Origin of the sequence: Pseudopontixanthobacter vadosimaris, assembly GCF_012979275.1 — a bacterium.
Taxonomy (GTDB): domain Bacteria; phylum Pseudomonadota; class Alphaproteobacteria; order Sphingomonadales; family Sphingomonadaceae; genus Pseudopontixanthobacter; species Pseudopontixanthobacter vadosimaris.
The window spans coordinates 118,929-140,608 of sequence record NZ_JABASZ010000025.1; the positions used below are offsets into that span (position 1 = coordinate 118,929).

Here is a 21,680-nt window from a genome sequence, read left to right on the forward strand (position 1 = left end):
GACAGGAGCAACCCCCATAGCGGAAGCAATCGCCCGAATGGCGACGAAAATCGCTGAAATGCAGGCGGATCTGCGGAAGGAAGCGGGACGGCTGGGCTTCGCCACCATCGGCTTCGCTCCGGCGACCGACGATCCGCTGCGAACCCGCCGCCTGCAGGAATGGCTTGCTGCGGGGCATCATGGGTCGATGGAGTGGATGGAAGCCCGCGCCGATGTGCGCTGCGGGCCGCAATCCATGTGGCCGGGTGCGGCCAGCGTCCTGGCGCTGGGCATGAGTTATGCTCCGAAGGGCGACCCGCTCGCTCTGGCGGAGGAGGGGCAGATCGCGCGCATTTCCACCTATGCGCAAGGCGGCGACTACCACGACACCGTAAAGAAAGCGCTGAAGGCGCTCGCCCGCTGGCTGGTGGCGGAGGCTGCGCGGCGCGGCTTGCCGGATGCCGAGCTGAAGGTCTTCGTCGATACCGCGCCGGTCATGGAAAAACCGCTGGGCGAAGCTGCGGGCATCGGCTGGCAGGGCAAACATACCAATCTGGTCAGCCGCACCCATGGCAGCTGGCTGTTTTTGGGGGCGATCTATTGCACGGTGCCCTTCACGCCCGATACGCACCATCCGGACCGTTGCGGGTCTTGCCGCGCCTGTCAGGACGCCTGCCCCACCGATGCCTTCCCGCAGCCCTACCGGCTGGATGCGCGGCGGTGCATCTCTTACCTCACCATCGAGCACAAGGGCCCGATACCGCTGGAATTCCGCGAGGCCATGGGTAACCGCATCTATGGCTGCGACGATTGCCTGGCCGTCTGCCCATGGAACAAATTCGCCGATCTCGCGGCGCGCCATAAAGCCTTTCTTCCCCGAGCGGAACTGGCGGCCCCGGCGCTGGCCGATTTGCTCGAACTAGACGATGCGGGATTTCGGCAATTGTTCTCCGGATCGCCCATCAAGCGCATCGGCAGGGATCGCTTCGTGCGGAATTGCCTGATCGCTGCCGGGAACAGCGGCGATGTGTCGCTGCTGGCGCGCGTCAGCACCCTGATGGCGGATGCGGATTCGGTCGTCGCGGAGGCCGCAAGCTGGGCGGCAGAGCGGCTTACAGCAGCGATTTGAGCGGGATTTCCGGGTCGGCCAGCACGCCCCGGTCGGGCGAAATGCGGGCTTCCACCAGTTTCCGCCCCTGCGCGTAATCCTTCACATTGTTCACGCAATCGAGCGCGATGACCCGGCCTTCCTTGAGGTAGATGACGGAGAACTTGCGAGTCGCGGGATCGCCGCGCAGCACTGTCTCGTCATGGTCGAGCGACAGGCCCGCGGTCTGCAGGCGCAGATCATACTGGTTCGACCAGAACCAGGGGAAGGCGGCATAGGGTTGCTTGTCGCCCATGATCGCCTTTGCCGCCACGCTGGCCATGTCATGCGCGTTCTGCACGGATTCCAGCCGGATTACGGCATTGTCGGCGAAGGGATTGGCATGCGCCGCGCAATCGCCGATGGCGTAAATGTCGTCCAGCGTAGTGCGGCAATATTCGTCCACGTCCACGCCGTTCGCACCGGCGGCCCCGGCGACGATCAGCGGGCCAATGGATGGCACGATGCCGATGCCGACCACCACCATGTCGCAGGGGACCGTGCTGCCATCGTGCAGCTTGACGCCTTTCACGCGCTGGCGGTCCGATCCGTCTGCACTTTTCGTCCCTTCGATGCAGTCGACCGTTGTCTCCAGGCGTATATCAACGCCATTCGCGCGGTGTTCCGCCAGGTAGAACCGGCTGAGATCCTCGCCTGCAACGCGCGCCAACAGGCGCGGCATGGCTTCCAGCAGCACGACATCACAGCCCAGCTTGCGCAGGACAGCGGCAGCCTCCAGCCCGATATAGCCGCCGCCGACGACGACAACCCGCTTCGCGCCCGCGCTGAGTTCGGCCTTCATCCGGTCGACATCCGCTCGGTTGCGGACCGAATGGACCCCGTCCAGATCCGCGCCCGTGCAGGACAGGCGGCGCGGGTCGCCCCCGGCGGCCCAGATCAGTTTGCGATAGCCGATGCGCGAACCGTTGGACAGGGTGACGCGGTGGTCCATCCAGTCCACCTCGGTCACGGCAATTTCAAGGCGCAGCGCGATGTTCCGCTCGGCCCAGAAGGCGGGCGGGCGGATGTAGATGCGTTCGAACGGCTTGTCGCCGCTGAGGTAATCCTTGGACAGGGGCGGGCGTTCGTAGGGCGGATCGCTCTCGCGTCCGATCATCATGATCGAACCGTCGTGGCCTGCCTGCCGCAGGGCTATGGCTGCCTGCGCGCCGCCGTGACCGGTACCCACGATTATGACATCTGCAAATTCCATGCGATCCGGACTGGCGCAGATGGAGGTGACGCGTCAAGCCGCAGTGCCACCGTTGGTTGAAGATCCTGCGTGTCGCGGCGGATCTTCTCGGCCCCCTCCGCGACACGCATCGAAGCATCTACCGGCCGAGCAGATTACGCGCCTGACTGGCGATCTGCGCCAGCATCGATGGCGCGACAGGTGCCTGCTTCTGCGCTCTTGCGATGACGGAGCGGAACTGGTCGATCGCCTCGGCATGTTCGCTGGCCCACCGCTTCACCATGCCAACCGGGTCCATGTCGTCGCGTTCGGCTTCTTCAGGGTAGCCGCCGATGGCCAGGCGGCGCAGGAACTCGAGCCGCATCTGCTGGAAATCACGGGCCAGGCCTGACACCAGCAGCCGTTCCCAGACATCGGAAGGGGTCATCAGCGTCGCGGTGACCTGCGCCCAGTCCAGCCCCAGCCGGCCGCCGAGATCGGTAAAGGCCTGCGTCAGGCGCCGCACGTCGATCCCGGTATCGCGGGCCAGGCTAACGAGGCCAACGGCACCGTCCATGTCGAACATATGCGCGACCCGCGCTGCCAATGGCTCCGGGGCACCATGCTGCACCAGTTCCGCCCGCATCCTGGCCGATTGCTGGCGCGATTCGGCAGCCAGCAGGGTCGAAGTGCCTTCCGCAAGCTGTTCGATCCCGGCATCGAGGGCTGCCACGACTTGCGAGGGCGGTGCGATTCCCGCTCCTGCGCGCAGCAGATCGGCCATCTGGCTGCGCATCGCGGTCGCGACCCGGTCGAACAGCATCAGCCGGGCAGTTTCGGGCATCTCCGTGTCATCCAGCGCCCGCCAGATGTCCGAGATCGAGAACAGCCGTTCCGCGCAGACGAAGGCCGACGCGACCTGCGCCAGCGTCGCGCCCTCTTCCTCGGCCAGTTCGAAGGGATGGACCAGGCCGAGGCGGTTGATCATCCGGTTCGCAAGATCGGTCGCGATGATTTCGGTCCGCAGCCGATGCCCCTCGATCTGCGGGCGATAGGCCTCGCGCATCGGTTCAGGGAAGCTGCGCAGCAGATTGCCTTCGAGGAAGGCATCCTGCGACAGATCGCTCTGTTCGATCGCGTCCTGCAGGACGAGCTTGGTGGAGGACAGCAGCACCGCCAGTTCCGGGCGGGTAAGACCGCTCCCGTCCGCCGCGCGGCGGGTGAGGGTTTCATTGTCGGCCAGCCCTTCGGTCCGCCGGTCCAGCGCGCCGCGATCCTCCAGCGTTTCGATCAGGCGCAGATGCGCGGCCGTGGATTGCGCGCCGCCGATCCGGGCGATGGAGAGCGCCAGCGCCTGCAGGCGATTGTCCTCCAGCACGAGGGCGGCAACCTCGTCCGTCATGCTGACGAGCAGCTGGTTGCGATCTTCCAGATCGAGTTCGCCCGACCGGCAGGCAGCGGCCAGCGCGATCTTGATGTTCACCTCGTTATCGGAACAGTCGACACCGGCGGAATTGTCGATGAAATCGGTGTTGATGCGCCCAGCTTCGGCACCGCCGGACAGGGCGAATTCGATCCGCCCGGCCTGCGTGACACCAAGATTGGCTCCTTCGCCGATGACCCGCGTGCGCAATTCGCGCCCGTCGACCCGCAGGGCATCGTTGGCAGGATCGCCGACATCGACGTTATTTTCGGTGGAAGCCTTGATGTAAGTGCCGATGCCGCCGAACCAGAGAAGGTCGACAGGTGCCTTGAGAATGGCGGAAATCAGCGATTCGGGATCGATCTCGCTCTGCTCCACGCCCAGCACGCGGCGCGCTTCTTCCGGCAGTTCGATCGTCTTGCGCTTGCGCGAAAAGACGCCGCCGCCCCTGGAAATCAGGCTTTCGTCATAATCTTCCCAGCTTGATCGGGGCAGGTTGAACAGGCGGCTGCGTTCCTGCCAGCTTCTGGCGGGATCGGGGTCGGGATCGATGAAGATGTGGCGATGGTCGAATGCCGCGACCAGCTTCAGCGTCTTCGACAGCAGCATGCCATTGCCGAACACGTCACCCGACATGTCGCCGCAGCCAACCACGCGGATGACATCGTTCTGCACGTCCACGCCCATTTCGCGGAAGTGCCGCTGCACGGACATCCACGCCCCGCGAGCCGTAATGCCCATCGCCTTGTGATCGTATCCTTGCGATCCGCCGCTGGCGAAGGCATCGTCCAGCCAGAAATCGCGTCCTTCTGCAATGGCGTTGGCGATGTCGGAAAAGCGTGCGGTGCCCTTGTCTGCCGCAACGACGAAATAGGGATCTTTTCCATCGTGGATCACCACGTCGCGAGGATGAACGACTTCATCGTCCACGATATTGTCGGTAATCGACAGCAAGGTGCGGATGAACACTTCGTAAGCAGCCTGCCCCTCTGCCGCCCAACCTTCGCGGTCGCGTCCGGGGTCGGGAAGCTGCTTGGGATAGAACCCGCCCTTGGCGCCGGTGGGCACGATAACGGCATTCTTTACCCGCTGCGCCTTCAACAGGCCGAGGACTTCTGTGCGAAAATCGTCGCGGCGGTCCGACCAGCGGATGCCGCCGCGCGCCACGGCCCCGGCGCGCAAATGAATACCCTCCACCCGGCGCGAATAGACGAAGATCTCGCGCCATGGCACCGGCTTGGGCAGGATCGGCAACATGGCGGAATCGATCTTTAATCCGAGCGCTTCCTCCGCTGCCGGGGCGAAGGCATTGGTCCGCAGGATGGCGTCGATCAATGCATTATACAGGCGCAGCAGGCGGTCGTCATTGATCGCGGTCACATCGATCAGGCCGCGGCGGATCGCTTCGCGGTGGCGTTCGGACGCTTCTTCCCGATCTCCGGCAAAAGCCGGATCGTGACGGGCGACGAACAGGTCGATCAGCGCCCGGGTGATCTTCGGCGCAAGGCGCAGCGCATCCACCACCGTATAGATGGTGAAGCTCATGCCTGCCTGCCGCAAGTAACGATAGAAGGCACGCATCCATTCCGCCTCGGCTGCAGACAGGCCGGTGCCCACTACCAGCCGGTTGAAACTGTCATCCTCCGCATTGCCGTTCAGCACTGCGGCGATGGCTTCCTCGATGGCGCTCGAGCGTTCGAGAATGGGGCCGACCTCGACTCCTTCCGGCAGTTCCACCATGAAATCGTGGATCGTTCCCAGCGTGCCGCCGTCCAGCACGGTCGGTATTTCGCCCAGGACGCGGAAGCCGAAGTTCTCCAGCGCCGGGACCGCATCGCTCAGCGGCAGGCTGCCTTCATATTCGTAGATTTTCAGCCGCAGACGGTCATGCGGATCGGTGTCGAGGCTGTAGAGGCGCGTATCGCGGCGCGGCGTATGGGCCTCTTCTGTTTCCAGGAGGCTGAGGCGGCGCAAGCGTTCGATGTCGCGCGCGGCTTCTGCCGCGCCATATTCCACCCGGTAACTTTGCGGGAAAGCTTCGGCGAAACGGCCGGCAATCGCGGCGGCGCGGCCAGCCTCGCCCGCTGCCGCCAATTCGCCCTCCACAGCCTCGCCCCAGCCGCGCAGCATCGCCTGCAGCCGTTCTTCCAGCGCATCTTCATCAGGCGGCGTATCGCCATCGCGAATGTCGAGTACGAAGCGGAGCATGGCGAGATTGCCGCCCTCGACCTGCAGGCTCCAGTCCAGCAATTCGGCTTCCGCGCCTTCTTCCAGTAATTGCAGGATCTGCAAGCGCACCTGCGTCGACAGCATGTCGCGCGGCAGCCAGACGAAGGCGAAAAGATGGCGCGAGAGCGGCGCTTCGACCAGAGCGAGGCGGGGGCGCGGGCGATCCACCAGGCTCATCATAGTGGTCGCGACCCGTTCGATGTCGCTGTCCGAGAAACCGATGACCAGATCGTGCGGCAGGGAGGTCAGCGCATGGATCAGCGATTTGCCCGCATGACCCGCGGTGGAGAATCCCAGGTCGCTGAGCAGGCCCTGCAACTGGTCGCGCATGCGCGGCACCTGCGACGGCGCAGCGGCAAGCCCGGCACTGGTCCATACGCCCGCGTGAATGGACAGGGCGGTGACCTTTCCATTCGCACCGTCGCCGCGGATGGGCACGATGAACAGATCCAGCGGCACGCGGCGATGCACCTTGCTGACCCGGTTGGCCTTCACGATCAGGGGGAGGCGGGCCGAGGCATTCGCCGGATTGTCGAACCAGGCGAAGGCGCGGTCGTAGGATTGGTCGGCCAAGATCTGCGACACGCTTTTGCGGCAGATGCCCATGGCATCGGCGGCGGTGCCGTCGCGGAACCGCGTCAGATGGCCGAGCAGGGTTATCATCCCGCTTTCCAGCCATTCCAGCAGCGCCGCGCCTTCCGCATCGGCAGCGGCGATATGACGCGCATCGTCCAGCATCCGGGCGCGCATGTCGCTCCAGTCGCCAACCGCTGCGCGCACGTCGGCAAGCGTCACCTGAAGCGCCGCCTCCAGTTCGCGCCGCTGGCGGGCATCCACGCGCGGCGTTTCGATATAGATCATCGATTCGCGTGGGCGGTCGTCAGCCGCGCTTGATTGCTCCGACCCGATGCCGATCAGCTGGCCGCCGGCATCGCGCTCTACCGGCACGACGGGATGAACCAGCCGGTCGATGGCAAGTCCCTGCGCCGCGATGGCGGCGGCGACGGAATCGACGAGGAAAGGCATATCGTCATTGACGACGGCGATCCGCATGAAGCGGCGGTCGTCGCTTGCGGTCGCCAGGCACAGCGCAGGTTCGCCGGCCTTGCGCGTCAGGGCCGTGTCGATGATGAAACGGGCCGCTTCCTCAACCCGCTCGCGTGCAAATGGCGTATCGCCGGAGAGAAGGGAATCGCAGATTCGCTCCGTCAGTCCGTCGACGAGAATATCGGTTGCGGCATCATGCGACTTGTTGGCACCCACGGGTCTCTCCGGTGGCCCGGCGGCGGGCCATGTTATAATCTTGCCGCACTATGCAGCAATATTCGCAGCCCGGAATAGGACGATGCCGCACGCCTCGCAACCACTCGGGCCGACAATTTCTGAACCGCATGACGTTACGGTTCGGGGCCGCGCTCAGGCGGCGAGCGCATCCATGGCAAGCTCCAGCGAGCGCGTGCGCGCGGCGGGATCGAAGGTTGCGCCGGAGAAGACGATCTCGTCCGCCCTGGTGCGCCGGATGAAGGCATGCACCTTGTCGCGCACCATATCCGGCGTGCCGATGGCGCTGGCCTGCGACAGGTGATCCAGCATCATCTGCGCCTGCATCGGCAGGCTGGCACGGTAATCCGCAATCGGCGGCGGCAACTGGCCCGGATTTCCCGTGCGCAGCCGGACGAAGCTCTGCTGCTGGGACGACGCCAGCAGTTCCGCTTCCTCCTCGGTCGGCGCGGCGAACAGGGTCATCGCCGCCATTGCATGCGGTTTCTCGCAGGCTTCGGAAGGGCGGAAATTGCGGCGGTAGAGTTCAAGCGCCGCATCGAGGTGATCGGGCGCGAAGTGGCTGGCAAAGGCGTAGGGCATGCCCAGCTGCGCCGCCAGTTGCGCGCCGAACAGGCTGGAGCCCAGCATCCACATCTCGACATTGGCGCCATGGCCGGGCGTGGGGCGGATGGGCAGGGCGCTGTCACCTGCGAACAGGCTCCGCAGTTCCACTACATCCTGCGGGAAGTTTTCGGCAGCGGCACGGGGATCCTTGCGCAGGGCGTGGGCGATGCGGCCATCGGCACCCGGTGCGCGGCCCAGCCCACAATCAACCCGGCCGGGGAACAGGGCATCCAGAGTGCCGAATTGTTCGGCTATCACGAAAGGGTTGTGATTGGGCAGCATGATCCCGCCCGAACCGATGCGGATGGTGCTGGTGGCATGGCCGATATGCGCCAGCACCACCGCCGTCGCCCCGCCCGCGATGCCGTTCATGCCGTGATGTTCGGCCACCCAGAAGCGTTTGCAGCCGGCCCTTTCCGCCGCCTGCGCGAAATCCGCCGCTTCGCTGAAGGCGGCGCCCAAGGTGCCGCCTTCGCGCACCGGCACGAGGTCGAGAACGGAAAATTCGGTCATGGCGTATCCTGTGTCGAAATATCGGAAGCGGGCGCGAGCTGCGCAAGATAGGTGCGGGCTGTCTCCGCCTCCTCGCTTTGGGGGGCAAGATCGATGGCGGATTGCCAGCTCTTGCGCGCGGCATCCTCTCGCCCCGAAAGGATGGCGATGGTGCCGGCCTCCAGCGCGGTGGCAGGGTCGCGGGGCATCAGGGCGGCGGCGCGTTCGATCTGTATCTGCGCCCGTTCCAGATCGTTCATCCGGCGCGAGAGGGTGGCCGACAGCAGCCAGGCTTGTCCATCCTCCGCATTGGTTTCGCGCGCATATTGCAGCGCCGATGCAGCTTCCGCCTTGCGTCCTGCGGCAAGCAGGGCAACAGCGCGGTCGATGGCGATCTCGGCGGCCATGTCGGGGCGCTGGGCGGCGAGTGCGTCCGCCTCGGCGCCCGAGAGCAGGGCGAGAGCGGCGTCGGTGTCGCCAGCCGCCAGCGCGCTGTTGCCGGCAAGAGCACCATAGCGGGCGAGCGCGGCGGCGTTGGTCGGTTCGGCTGAAGATCGTGCCGCCTCGAAGGCCCGGCGCGCGGCCGGGTAATCGCCGGACTGGCTAAGCGCGACACCCAGACAATGCCGGGCCTCAGCAAGGCCGGGTTCCTGCGCGGCCCACGCCCGAGACTGGCCAAGCCCTTCGGCGATATCGCCGCTGGCGATCGTGGCAAGGCACGTCGCCAGCCGCCGCGATGCGGCGTCTTCGGTGGGTTGCGCGATTTGCTCCGTGCGATCCCGCCGGGGGATCGGCAGAGGCTGGATGGGCAGTTCGAAGGGGGCGGCCTGCATCGTCAGAATGGCGAGTGGCGACAGCAGCATCAGGGACATGGCGGACCTTTCGTCGATTGCGCGGAAGGGTCGAGGTCGTCGATCACGCGCAGGAGCAGCGCGATATCCTCGTCTCTCGACATGCGGTGGTCCGCCTGTTTGACCAGCGTAACCTGTATGTCGTCCGAACCCAGCGCATCGGCAAGGCGGAGGCTGATCTGCCACGGCACGTCGGCATCACGCTGACCGTGCAGCAGGCGGACGGGGCAATCCAGCGGGATCGTGCTGCCGAGCAATTCGTGACCCACTGCATCCTGCCAGAACGCGGCGTGAGTGGGCGTCGGTTCGGGGCCGTAGGGATTGTCCTCCAGCACGGTCTCGCTCCTGCGAAGCTGCGCTTTTTGATCGGCGTCGAAGCCCCAGTCGGAGAAATCCGGCGCGGCGGCGATGCCTACCATCCCGGCAAGGCGGTTACCTCCTGACCGCAGGCCGCGCGCAACCAGCAGCATCAGCCAACCGCCCATGCTGGAGCCGACGAGAGTAACGCCTCCGCTCACCCGCGCAGCAATCAGCGTCAGCACCTCGTCCTGCCACCGGGTGAGCGTGCCATCGGCAAAGTCGCCGTCGCTGCTGCCGCACCCTGAATAATCGAGCAGCAGGCAACCGCGCCCCTGCGCCTTCGCATGAGCGAACAGCGCCGTCGCCTTGCCGCCGTCCATGTCCGACATATAGCCGGGCAGGAACACCAGCGTCGGCCGCATGTCGCCCATGGCGGGCGGTGTGTGGCGATAGGCAATGCGGCGCCCATCGGGCATGGCGAATTGGGCAATGTCCTGCATGATGTGCGAGATGGGCCTGCGGCTGGCGGCTTGCAAGGCTGTGCGCCCATGCAGCCTTTCGCATGGCTGGCATCTCCTGCTTTGCATGATTATAGCCTGTACCCGGCCTTCCGGCCTGCTGCCGCCTGTGCCATTAGGCCGGGCTGCGGACCGGTCGATCCGGCGAATGAGAGAAATTGCCATGACGGAACTACTGAAAATCAGCCTGCCCGACGGTTCGGTGCGCGAAGTGGAGCCGGGCAGCACGCCTGCCGATATTGCCGCCGCAATCGGACCGGGCCTTGCCAAGGCCGCCATCGCCGCCCGCGTCGATGGCGAGGTGCGCGACATCATGCGCCCCTTCGAAGGCGACGCGCAGCTGGCGCTGCTCACCACGCGTGACGAGGCGGAAGCGCTGGAGCTTGCCCGCCACGATTACGCGCATGTACTGGCCGAAGCGGTGCAGCAATTATGGCCCGATACGCAGATCACTTTCGGCCCCGCGACCGACGACGGCTTCTATTACGATTTCGCGCCCTCCGCCGAACGCGGCCCTTTCACCGAAGAGGATCTGCCGGTGATCGAGGAGCGGATGCGCGCGATCATCGCTGCCGACAAGCCGCTGATCCGCGAGGAATGGGACCGCGACCGGCTGATTGCCTGGTTCCGCGAACAGGGCGAAAGCTTCAAGGCCGAATGGGCCGCCGAACTGCCCGAAGGCGAACCGCTGACTGTCTATCACTCCGGCCCGATCGGCGCGGAGGATACCTGGCTCGACCTCTGCCGCGGACCGCATCTCGCCAGCACCGGCAAGCTCGATCCGCAGGCCTTCGCCCTGACGCGCGTTTCCGGCGCTTACTGGCGCGGCGACCAGTCGAACGCGATGCTCAGCCGCATCTATGGCACGGGCTGGCTGAACAGGAAGCAGCTCGCCCAGCACATGGAGCGGCTGGAGGAAGCGGCCAAGCGCGACCACCGCAAGCTGGGCCGCGAGATGGACCTGTTTCACCTTCAGGAAGAAGCGCATGGCAGCGTCTTCTGGCATCCCAACGGCTACAAGATCTGGCGCGAGCTGGAGGCTTACATGCGGCGGGCGATGGATGGCGGCGGCTATCAGGAGATCAAGACGCCGCAGGTCATGGATGCGCGCCAGTGGGAGCAATCCGGCCATTGGGGCAAATATCGCGAGAACATGTTCGTCATCCCGGACGAGGTGCCGAATAGCACGGATGAGGGCGCGCTGGTGTCTGACGACGCGCAATGGATGGCGCTGAAGCCGATGAACTGCCCGGCCCATGTGCTGGTCTTCAAACAGGGCATCACCTCCTATCGCGACCTGCCGATCCGGCTGGGCGAGATGGGCTGCTGCCACCGTAACGAACCCCACGGCGCGCTGCACGGGCTGATGCGGGTGCGCCAGTTCACGCAGGACGATGCGCATATCTTCTGCACGGAAGATCAGGTCGTGGCCGAGGTTCGCAAATTCTGCGAACTGGCCGACCGAATCTATCGCGAACTCGGCTTTGCAGGCTATTCGATCAAGCTGGCGACCCGGCCCGAACAGCGCTTCGGCTCCGATGCCGATTGGGACAAGGCGGAAGAGGAGCTTCGCAACGCCGTGCGCGAGGCAGGCATGGCGACGGAGGAATATGGCTGGGAGGAACTACCGGGCGAAGGCGCGTTTTATGCGCCGAAGCTGGAGTGGCACCTGACCGACGCCATCGGCCGCACCTGGCAGGTCGGCACCATCCAGTCGGACCGGGTGCTGCCCGAACGGCTGGACGCGACTTATGTGGGCGAGGATGGGGGCAAGCACCGCCCGGTCATGCTGCACCGGGCGATCTTCGGCAGTTACGAACGCTTCATCGGCATCCTGATCGAACATTACGCCGGCAAGCTGCCGCTGTGGCTCGCCCCGGTGCAGGCGGTGGTGGCGACGATCGTGTCCGATGCCGACGATTATGCCGGTGAGGTCATGGACCGGCTGGTCGCCGCCGGGCTGCGCGTGGAAAGCGATCTTCGTAACGAGAAAATCAACTACAAGGTCCGCGAACACAGCCTCGCCAAGGTTCCGCATCTGCTCGTCATCGGCAAGCGCGAGGCCGAGGAAGGCACCGTCGCCATCCGCACGCTGGGCGAAAAGAACCAGCGGGTCATGTCACTGGACGACGCCGTCGCCATGCTGACCGAAGGAGCAGCGCCGCCGGACCGGCGCAGGCAGGCAAACGCCTAGCTGGCGGAGGCCGGCATCTGCTGGCTGGCGCAGTGGAAACCGCCGCCGCCGGCCAGCACGGCATCGGCGGGCAGGCCGATGGTGGCGCGGTCGGGGAACAATTCGCCAATTGCGGCGATGCCGTCAGCATCGTGCTGGCTGCCGAAGGTCGGCACCACGACCAGCTTGCTGGTGATGGCGAAATTGGCGTAACTTGCGGGCTCCACCATGTCGCCGCGCGTAATCAGGCCCGGCGACGGTATCTCGCGCAGCTTGACCCCGAATGCCTCGGCACGTTCCCTTGCATCGGCATAGATCGCAGCATTCGGATCGTCCGGCCCGGCCGCGCGCGGCAGGCACAGCGTATTGGCGGCGACGAAGCGGGCGAGATTGTCGACATGCCCGTCGGTATGGTCGTTGATCAGCCCGTCGCCCAGCCAGAGGACACGGTTGAAGCCGAGGTCGCGCGCCAGCCGCGCCTCGATGTCCGCGCGGCTGAGCGAAGGGTTGCGATTGGGGTTCAGCAGGCATTGTTCGGTCGTGACGACCAGGCCGGTGCCGTCCCCGTCCACCGCGCCCCCTTCCAGAATCCAGTCGGCTGTCGCCAGCGGCAATCCGGCGTCGCTCGCCAGTTCTGCGCCGATCGTTTCATCGCCCGGCATCCGGTATTTCTCGCCCCAGCCGTTGAAGCCGAAACGCCGCGCCTGCCGCGTGTCGCCCGATTGCACCACCAGCGGACCAGTATCGCGCAGCCAGATATCGCCGAATTCCCGCCGCTCCAGCGTAACCCCGCCGGTTACCAGAGTGCGGGCATGCGCCTCGTTCGCGGCATCGCGGACCAGCAGGCGAACCTGCTGGCCGCTTTCCGCAACCGCATTGGCGAAGGCAGCGATCTGTTCCTGCGCGCGGGAGAGATGACCGGGCCATTCTTCCGCCGCATGCGGGAAACCGATCCACAGCCAGTCCTGCGGTGCCCATTCGGGCGGCATGGTCACACGCATCGGATCGATTCGCCGCCGCTTCGGCACGTCATCCGCTTGTCGCCATCAGCAGCCCCATCAGCAGCCCATGCCGTTGGCGCAGCTGACGTCGCGGGCTTCCTTGAACTCGTCACCCGCAACCCAGTTGGGCCATGCCTCGCTCATCGCCATCATCCGCCCCAGCCGGTAGAACAGTTGCAGATCGTTCAGCGCACCCGACCAGTCCCAATTGGGATCATATTCGTCATTGGGGCCGTGATAGGCGTTTTCGGTGTAAGCCCTGGCCACGGCAGCACCGGCCTCGACACCGCCTTTCACCAGATCTTCCCCGCCATCGACATAGAGCATGGGCACGCCGCGCTTGGCGAAGCTGAAATGGTCGGACCGGTAGTAATAGCCTTTCTCCGGCGTCGGTTCGGGCGTCGCGCGGCGGCCTTCGGCCAGCAGCGCCTTGTCCAGAAACGCGTCGAGTTCGCTCTTGCCGCCACCGACGACGGTGACGTCGTGTGACGGACCGGCGATGAACAGCGCATCCATATTCACGCCGCCGACCGTCTGCGACAGGGGAAAGACGGAGTTGGCGGCATAATATTCGCTGCCGAGCAGGCCCTGTTCCTCGGCCGTGACGGCCAGGAACACGAGGCTGCGTTCGGCCGGCCCGGCATCGGCATGAGCCTCTGCCAGCGCGACCAGCGCGGCGGTGCCGGTCGCATTGTCGATGGCACCGTTGCAGATATCGTCACCGCTCGCATCGGGAGTGCAGCGACCGAGGTGGTCCCAATGCGCGGTGTGCATGACATATTCGTCGGGCCGCTCGCTACCCGGCAATATGCCGATCACGTTCTTCGACTGGAACTTGCGAATCGCATTGTCGAAACTGGTCGAGGCGGTCAGCCCCAGCGGCACGGCGCGGAAGCCGCGCTGCTTCGCCCTTGCGCTCAAGGTGGCGAGATCCTGCCCCGCCGCCTGCAGGATGCGTTCGGCGACCGGCTTCTGAATCCAGCCGTTCATCATGGTTTCGTCCATATTGCCATTGGCGGTCTGGGCGAAGCTCTGCGGTCCGGTCCAGCTGGATTCCACCACGTTCCAGCCATAGGCGGCCGGATAGGTATCATGGACGATCAGCGCGCCGGCGGCTCCCTGCGCGGCGGCTTCTTCGTATTTATAGGTCCAGCGGCCGTAATAGGTCATGGCGCGGCCGTTGAAATCACCGCCGAGCGTCTGCTGTTCGTAATCGGGATCGTTCACCAGGATGACGGCGATCTTGCCCTTCATGTCGACGCCGGCATAATCGTTCCAGCCCTTTTCGGGGGCGTTGATGCCATAGCCGACGAAGACCAGTTCGCTGTCCTCCAGAACGGTGCGCTCGTTCTCGCGGTAGGTGACGCCGACCCAGTCTTCGGCGAAGTCGAAGCGCATGGCCTCGCCATTGCCGGTCACCGTCAGCGGCGCGAAATTGCTGCCGGTAATCTCCACCAGCGGGACTTCCTGCACCCACGATCCCCTGTTGCCGGGCTGCAGGCCGGCCTTGGTGAAACGGTCGATCAGCAGGGCGACGGTCTTTTCCTCGCCCGCCGTGCCGGGCGCGCGGCCTTCGAATTCGTCGGAGGACAGGATGCGCGTCACATTCTTCATCGTCGACAGTTCGATATCGCCGGGGGCGACATCGGGTATCGCCGCATTGCCCGGCGCGCTCGCGGGGCGGGCGTTGTCATATTGCGCGGTGCTGCAGGCCGCCAGCGCCAGGGCCGAAGTGGCCAGCGCGGCAGTGGTGAGTATGTTGCGGATCATGTTAAGCCCCTTGGCTCTCGAAATTGTCTGATGCGGATCGTATTACAGACCGGTTCGTGAGGGGCAAGATATGGTTGCCCCGCCATTGCTGCTGGGGCAGGGCAGTTGCCATGGCGGATGCGGATCAGGCAGCGGACTGGGAGGGCGCATTGAACCGCGCGCGCGCGCATGCGCCGTTCCTCGCCCGCGGGCTGGAGCGACTGCCCGACATTGCCGCCCTGCTGGACGAAGGGCGCGGCGAGGAAGCCCTGATGCTGGCCAAGCAGGCCGGAGAGGGCGTGACCGACACGGCGATAGCCCTTCGCCGCGAGAAGCTGGCGCTGGCCGTCACGCTGGCAGTCGGCGACCTGGCCGGTGCATTCACTCTCGACCGCGTTATGCATGAACTGTCCGCCTTTGCCGACCGGGCACTGGACCGGGCGATCACTGCCGCCATCCTGCGGCGCGTACCCGATGCGCAGCCTGCCGGCTTTTTCGCGCTGGCGCTTGGCAAGCACGGCGCGCGCGAACTCAACTACAGCTCCGACATCGATCCGATCCTGCTCTATGACGCAGAGACCTTGCCACGCCGCTCCCGGGACGAACCCGGCGAAGCGGCGCAACGCTATGCCCGCGATATCGTGCAGATGCTGTCGCAGAACACGGCGGAAGGCTACGTCTTCCGCGTCGATCTGCGGCTCCGCCCGGCGAGCGAGGTCAGCCCGCTGGCAATCTCCACCGCAGCGGCGCTGGTGCATTACGAATCCAGCGCGCTTGCCTGGGAACGTGCCGCCTTCATCCGTGCCCGTTCCTGTGCCGGTGAGATTGCGGCAGGCCGTGACTTCCTGTCAGCCATCGATGGCTTCATCTGGCGGCGCAGCCTCGATTTCGGGGCGATCGATGCAATCCGCCGTCTGACGCTGCGGATCAGGGCGGGGCATGACGGCCCGCGCGTCCCCGGACCGAGCTATAGCGTCAAGCACGGGCGCGGCGGTATACGGGAGGTCGAATTCTTTGCCCAGACGCATCAGCTGGTGCATGGCGGGCGCGATCCGACCCTGCGGCTGCGCGGCACGCGGCCCGCTCTCGATGCGCTGGCGGCTGCCGGGCGCATTGCTGCGGAGGAAGCAGGGGCCCTGGGCGAGGCCTACGACCGGCTGCGGACCGTCGAACATCGCCTGCAGATGGTCGAGGATCAGCAGACGCATGAATTGCCGGGCGGCGCGGCGCTGGACAATGTCGCCCGGTTGGACGGGCTGGCGGACGGCGAGGCGCTGGTGGCCGGACTGACGCAGACGACGGAACAGGTGGGGCTGCGCTTCGACGCCCTGATCGAAGAGGATACGCCCGCCGCATCGAGCGTGGCTGGCAGCGCGGGCGCGCTGGCGGTGCGGCTCGGCGCCCTGGGCTTCGACGAACCCGCTGCGCTTGCCAGCCGCATCGAAGGGTGGAGCGATGGCCGCTACCGCGCGCTTCGCAGCGAAGAAGCCCGGCAGGCTTTCGACGATGTGCTGCCGGATCTCCTGGCGGCGCTGGCCGAGGCGCCGGAGCCGGACCGCGCTATCCTGCGGTGGGAGAAGGTGCTTGCCGCCGTGCCTTCGGCCATCAATCTCTTTCGCCTGCTGGGTGCCCGGCCTGCCCTGCTTTCGCAACTGATCGCGATCCTGTCGCTCGCGCCCCCGCTGGCGGACGTGCTGGGCCGCCGCCCCGAACTGCTCGACACGCTGATCGACCGTTCGGCCTTCGACCTGCCCGGCGGGGTCGGCGCGCTGGCCGCGCGCATGGCGGCGCGCCCCATGGCGCTCGGTTCGGATTACGAGGATGTGCTCGACCGAATTCGCGTGGTCACGGGCGAAACGCGTTTCATGCTGGGCGTGCAACTGATCGAAGCGGCGCATGACCCGTTGAAGATCGCGGCGGCGCTGTCCCATACGGCCGAGGCCGCGATTCGCGTGGCGGTGTCTGCTGCCGAAACGGTGTTCATCCAGAAGCACGGCACCGTTCCCGGCGCCGAACTGGTGGTGCTCGGCCTAGGCCGGCTGGGAGGGGGGTATCTTACTCACGCCAGCGATCTCGATATCGTCTATCTGTTCTCCGGCTCGCATTCGGGTGAATCGGACGGGCCGAGACCGCTGGGAGCGACTTTGTATTTCAACCGGCTGGCGCAGCGGGTTTCCGCCGCGCTCAGCGTACCCACGGCACAGGGCGCGCTTTACGAGGTGGACACGCGGCTCCGGCCGCAAGGCAACCAGGGGCCGCTGGCGGTCAGCATGGAAAGCTTCGCCCGCTATCAGCGCGAGCAGGCATGGACATGGGAACATATGGCGCTGACCCGCGCCCGCCCGCTTGCCGGATCGCGCGAGGCGCGGCGCAATCTGAAGTCGCTGATCGGCGAAATCCTTTCCGCTCCGCGTAAAGAGGCCGATCTGAAGGATGCGGTGCTGGCAATGCGGGCGGACATGGCCGCGCACAAGAAGCCGCAGGGCATCCTCGATACCAAGCTGCTGCGGGGCGGATTGGTCGATCTGGAATTCATCGTCCACTTCCTGCAATTGCGTGAACAGACGGCGTTCACGCCACATCTGCCGCAGGCCATCGCGCAGCTCGCCGCTGCCGGCCTCCCGACCGGCGCGCTGGCGGATGCGGAGGGCTTCATGACCCGGCTGCTGGTGGCGGCCCGGCTGGTCGCGCCCGATCTCTCCTGCCCACCGGGCGCCGCGCAAGCCGTGCTTGCCAGGGCCTGCGGCAGCGCGGATTTCGCCGCCCTGCTGAAGGAGTTTGCGGCAATGCGCCGGATCGTGGCCGATTGCTGGCGGGCTGTTTTCGATGTCGAACTGGAGGTGGAAGAATGATGCCGGAACCCGGAAACCCGCTGCCCGATATCGGGCTGGAAACCGCCGAGGGCGGTCAGGTCACTCCTGCGCGGCACCACGCCGAACATCCCGGCCGCCGGCTGGTGCTGTTCTTCTATCCACGGGATAATACGCCCGGCTGCACCGCCGAAGCGCAGGATTTCTCAGCGCTGCACGACCGCTTCGCCGCGGCTGGCACCGATCTGCTGGGCATCAGCAAGGATACCCCGCGCAAGCATCGCAATTTCATCGCCCGACATGGCCTTACCGTACCGCTGGCGACCGATGCCCAAGAGGGCGGCCTGTCGGACGCACTCGGGCTGTGGAGGGAGAAGCAGATGTACGGGAAGACCTACATGGGCATGGTCCGCACCACCATCCTGCTGGATGGCGCGGGTAATGTCCTGCGGATATGGCCCAAGGTGCGGGTTAAAGGCCATGCGCAAGAGGTCCTCGCGACGGTCGAGGGGCGGTGATGACGGGCGAACAAGTGGCGCTGGCTGAGACCGTTCGCAATTCGGGCGGATCAGGACTCGGGCGCACAGCCAGTGTATCTTCCGCGATTGCCGCCGCCCTGATGACGGCCGACCCGCAGGCCAAAGTCATGGCAACCCGCGGGATCGCACGCGATTGGCGCCTGGGCCGCCTCTCCTTCACTTTCGCCAGATCCATGCCTGTCCGGCCCGCCCGGCCAGCAGAGCCCGTGCTGTTGCCGCCCGCGCAGATGCCGCGCCGGGGCAAGGGCGGGTCGGAGCGCAACCGGATCGCGATGTGGCACAGCCTTGCCCATATCGAATATGTGGCCATCGATCTCGCCCTCGATATGGCGGGCCGCTTCGGTGCCGCCATGGGCGAGGAGTTCGTGTCGGATTTCCTGTCCGTCGCGGCGGACGAGGCCATGCATTTCGCCCTGCTGGACCGCAAATTGCGCCTGATGGGCAGCCATTACGGCGCTCTGCCCGCCCATTCAGGCCTGTGGGAAACGGCCGAGCGCACTGCCCATGACGTCGCCGCGCGGCTCGCCATCGTGCCCATGGTGCTGGAAGCGCGGGGGCTGGACGTCACCCCACCGATGATCGCGCGGGTCAGATCCCAGGGCGACGAGAATGGCGCACGAATCCTCACCCGCATTCTGGACGATGAAATCCGGCATGTCGGCTTTGGCACGAAGCATTTCGTCGCCAGATGCCGCGACGAACGGATTTCACCGCAAAAACGGTGGAAATCCTTACTGAAAACTTACTTCAGGGGCGGATTGAAGGGTCCGTTCAACGACTCGGCGCGTCTCGCCGCCGGTCTGTCGCAGGACTTCTATGCCGGTCTTGCCTCGTAAAGCTTTGACTGGCTAACCCGATAATTAACGAGGCGGGGCACGGTTCCCACTTTCGAGAAAATAGTTTCCACCCCGATCCTGGATCGTCGGGGCGCAGGAAACGGGGTCATGCGGTGCCTTCGCGGTGCCGGAGAAAAAGGACGGGAACTTTGGTCGCAATCATCTCCAAGCACGGTATTTCGGATCGCAGGATTTCAGGTAAGGCGGCAGCGGCAGGGATGGCCTTCTGCATGGCCATGATGGCCCATCCGGCACTCGCCAACAGCGCCGCTGCCGACATTACCGCCCCGGTGCGCGATGCCCAAGCTTCCCCGCTCGGCGGCGGCGACGAACAGTTCCGCCAGCTTTTCGCCAGCTGGGAATCGCTCGACAATGGCGGCGTGCAGACGGTCCAGCCCACTGCGGTTGCGGTTCCTTCGCGGATGCCGGTCGATGGCGTGCGGCTTTCCAGCGATTACGGCATGCGCAACCACCCGGTCATCGGCGGCCGCCGCGCGCACAAGGGTGTCGACCTTGCCGGCCCCACCGGCACGCCCATCTACGCCACGGCGGACGGCCTGGTCGAAACCGCGAAGAATTTCTCCAGCTACGGCCTCTATGTCCGCATCGAACATGGCGCACGGCTGGAAACGCGTTACGCTCACATGTCGCGCCTGGCGGTTGCCGCTGGCGAGCGGGTGAAGAAGGGCGACATCATCGGCTATATCGGCAGCACCGGCCGTTCGACCGGCCCGCATCTGCATTACGAAGTCCGCATCGACGGCGAAGCGGTCAATCCCATTCCCTACATGGTCGAAAGCGAAGCGCAGCAGGCCTTCGCACTCGCGACCGGTCAGGGCGGCATGGGCGGCGGTGACTGATAATCCAGGCATTTGCCCTGCCCAGGGGCTGCTGAAAAGGCGGTGCGGAGCGATCCGGCCGCCTTTTTGCTTGCCCGCTGCCCGCCTGCGGCTAGTCTGCCGGGTGGAGAGGACGAGAATATGCACCCGATAATACATGCGCAGGGCCGACCGGATCGGCCCGCCATCATCATGGCGGAAAGCGGCGAGACGGTCAGCTACGCCGAACTGGACGCCCGCGCCAATCGTGCCGCGCATCTGCTGCGGGATCGCGGGTTGCAACCGGGCGATGCCTTCGCAGTGCTGATGGAAAATCATTCCCGTTTTTTCGACCTGGTGTGGGGGTCGCAGCGCGCAGGCACGATGATGGTGCCGATCTCGACCCGCCTGACCGCCAGCGAAATCGCCTATATGATCGAAGACAGCGGCAGCAAATTGCTGATCGCCTCCATCGCCTATGCAGAAGTTCTGGACGGGATTCGCGAACGGTGCCCGCAATTGCCGGTGCTGGTGCTGGGCGGCGCCGAGCCCGGCGAATCCCTGGTGGCGGCTCTTGACCGGCAACCCGGCACGCCCATAGCGGACCCTGCGCCCGGCATAACGATGCTGTACAGTTCCGGCACGACCGGGCGACCCAAGGGCATCCGTCCGGCCCCGCCCGAATCGGAGGATGTGACGGAAGCCGTGCCGCTGGTCGGCCTGGCCGTCATGGGTGCAGGCTGGCCCGCCGATGGTGACATGGTCTATCTGTCGCCCGCGCCGCTTTACCATGCTGCCCCGCTGGGGTGGTGCACCACCGTCCATCGGCTGGGCGGCACCGTCGTCGTGATGGAGAAATTCGACCCCGAGAAGGCGCTCGCCGCAATCGAGAATTACTCGGTTACGGACAGCCAGTGGGTGCCGACCCATTTCATCCGCATGCTGAAGCTGCCCGAAGAGATCCGGCAGCGATACGATCTGTCCAGCCACCGCAGCGCGATACACGCCGCTGCGCCTTGCCCGGTGCCGGTAAAGCGCCTGATGATCGAATGGTGGGGGCCGATCGTGACCGAATATTATGCCGGTTCGGAGGGGATCGGCATGACCCTCATCAAGAGCGAAGAGTGGCTGGAGCATCCTGGCTCCGTGGGCCGGGCGATCTACGGCACCCTCCACATCTGCGGGCCGGATGGGGAGGAAGTGCCCGCAGGCACCGACGGACTGGTCTATTTCGAGAACGCGCGCCTGCCAGCCTATCACAACGATGCGGAAAAGACCGCCGATGCGATGCACCCGGCGGGCTGGATGACGCTGGGCGACATCGGCCATGTCGATGATGACGGTTTTCTCACGCTGACTGACCGCAAAAGCCACATGATCATCTCGGGCGGCGTGAACATCTATCCGCAGGAGATCGAAAACCTGCTCGTCACTCACCCGAAGGTGATGGACGCCGCAGTGATCGGTGCGCCGCATGATGATCTTGGAGAAGAGGTGGTCGCGGTAATCCAGCCGATGAACATAAATGATGCGGGCGAGGCGCTGGAAGCGGAACTGCGCGAATACCTTGCCGCCGATCTTTCCCGGATCAAGATGCCGCGGCGGATCGACTTCCGCCCCCATCTGCCGCGTGAGGCGAACGGCAAGCTTTATAAACGGGAATTGCGCGACGAATATGCCGCACAGGGATAGGGTTATGCTTCGACGGTGCCTTGAAGGCGGAACGAAGACCGGGGTCTGACCGTTTGGATCCGACT

Annotated in this window: 14 protein-coding genes; 7 read left to right on the plus strand and 7 right to left on the minus strand. The window is 65.5% G+C overall.

Annotated features, from left to right (window positions below; translation table 11 throughout):
- The first annotated feature begins 37 nt into the window (after positions 1-37).
- Positions 38-1,108, plus strand: coding sequence for a tRNA epoxyqueuosine(34) reductase QueG (queG, locus tag HG250_RS05730; RefSeq protein WP_240956930.1), 1,071 nt, complete (start codon positions 38-40; stop codon positions 1,106-1,108).
- Here queG and HG250_RS05735 read toward each other — a convergent pair.
- The 5 genes from HG250_RS05735 to HG250_RS05755 form a co-directional block, all read right to left on the minus strand.
- The gene (locus tag HG250_RS05735; protein ID WP_170003573.1) at positions 1,092-2,339 is read right to left on the minus strand and encodes an NAD(P)/FAD-dependent oxidoreductase; all 1,248 of its coding nucleotides are present in this window, start codon (positions 2,337-2,339) and stop codon (positions 1,092-1,094) included. The genes queG and HG250_RS05735 overlap by 17 nt on opposite strands.
- Before the next feature lie 118 nt (positions 2,340-2,457).
- Complete coding sequence (locus tag HG250_RS05740; protein ID WP_170003576.1) at positions 2,458-7,212, minus strand: NAD-glutamate dehydrogenase domain-containing protein; 4,755 nt, start codon at positions 7,210-7,212, stop codon at positions 2,458-2,460.
- Positions 7,213-7,365: 153 nt separating this feature from the next.
- Complete coding sequence (locus tag HG250_RS05745) at positions 7,366-8,349, minus strand: LLM class flavin-dependent oxidoreductase (protein ID WP_170003579.1); 984 nt, start codon at positions 8,347-8,349, stop codon at positions 7,366-7,368.
- The gene (locus HG250_RS05750) at positions 8,346-9,200 is read right to left on the minus strand and encodes a tetratricopeptide repeat protein (RefSeq protein ID WP_170003582.1); all 855 of its coding nucleotides are present in this window, start codon (positions 9,198-9,200) and stop codon (positions 8,346-8,348) included. Before HG250_RS05750 ends, HG250_RS05745 begins: the two co-directional genes overlap by 4 nt.
- Complete coding sequence (locus HG250_RS05755) at positions 9,191-9,979, minus strand: alpha/beta hydrolase (protein ID WP_170003585.1); 789 nt, start codon at positions 9,977-9,979, stop codon at positions 9,191-9,193. The genes HG250_RS05750 and HG250_RS05755 overlap by 10 nt, the downstream gene beginning before the upstream one ends.
- Before the next feature lie 181 nt (positions 9,980-10,160).
- Here HG250_RS05755 and thrS point away from each other — a divergent pair, with 181 nt between their 5' ends.
- A complete protein-coding gene (gene thrS / locus HG250_RS05760; RefSeq protein WP_170003588.1) occupies positions 10,161-12,191 on the plus strand; it encodes a threonine--tRNA ligase in 2,031 nt (676 codons plus the stop codon).
- On the opposite strand, the gene HG250_RS05765 is transcribed toward thrS, so the two are convergent.
- Entirely contained in the window at positions 12,188-13,171 is a 984-nt protein-coding gene (locus tag HG250_RS05765; RefSeq protein WP_170003591.1) for an agmatine deiminase family protein, read from the minus strand. The genes thrS and HG250_RS05765 overlap by 4 nt on opposite strands.
- A gap of 57 nt (positions 13,172-13,228) precedes the next feature.
- On the minus strand, positions 13,229-14,941 hold the full coding sequence (locus tag HG250_RS05770) for a M28 family metallopeptidase (RefSeq protein ID WP_170003594.1): 1,713 nt from the start codon (positions 14,939-14,941) through the stop codon (positions 13,229-13,231).
- A gap of 110 nt (positions 14,942-15,051) precedes the next feature.
- On the opposite strand from HG250_RS05770, the gene HG250_RS05775 reads away from it, so the two are divergent.
- The 5 genes from HG250_RS05775 to HG250_RS05795 all read left to right on the plus strand — a co-directional run bounded on the left by HG250_RS05775 (position 15,052) and on the right by HG250_RS05795 (position 21,615).
- The gene (locus HG250_RS05775; protein ID WP_170003597.1) at positions 15,052-17,772 is read left to right on the plus strand and encodes a bifunctional [glutamine synthetase] adenylyltransferase/[glutamine synthetase]-adenylyl-L-tyrosine phosphorylase; all 2,721 of its coding nucleotides are present in this window, start codon (positions 15,052-15,054) and stop codon (positions 17,770-17,772) included.
- Positions 17,769-18,248: a peroxiredoxin gene (locus HG250_RS05780; RefSeq protein ID WP_170003600.1), complete on the plus strand. Its 480-nt coding sequence runs from the start codon at positions 17,769-17,771 to the stop codon at positions 18,246-18,248. Before HG250_RS05775 ends, HG250_RS05780 begins: the two co-directional genes overlap by 4 nt.
- A gap of 101 nt (positions 18,249-18,349) precedes the next feature.
- Entirely contained in the window at positions 18,350-19,105 is a 756-nt protein-coding gene (locus HG250_RS05785) for a ferritin-like domain-containing protein (RefSeq protein ID WP_240956945.1), read from the plus strand.
- Between the two features lie 230 nt (positions 19,106-19,335).
- A complete protein-coding gene (locus tag HG250_RS05790) occupies positions 19,336-19,965 on the plus strand; it encodes a M23 family metallopeptidase (protein WP_338103869.1) in 630 nt (209 codons plus the stop codon).
- 120 nt (positions 19,966-20,085) lie between these two features.
- Positions 20,086-21,615, plus strand: a complete 1,530-nt coding sequence (locus tag HG250_RS05795) for an acyl-CoA synthetase (RefSeq protein WP_170003606.1) — start codon at positions 20,086-20,088, stop codon at positions 21,613-21,615.
- Positions 21,616-21,680: the final 65 nt, after the last annotated feature.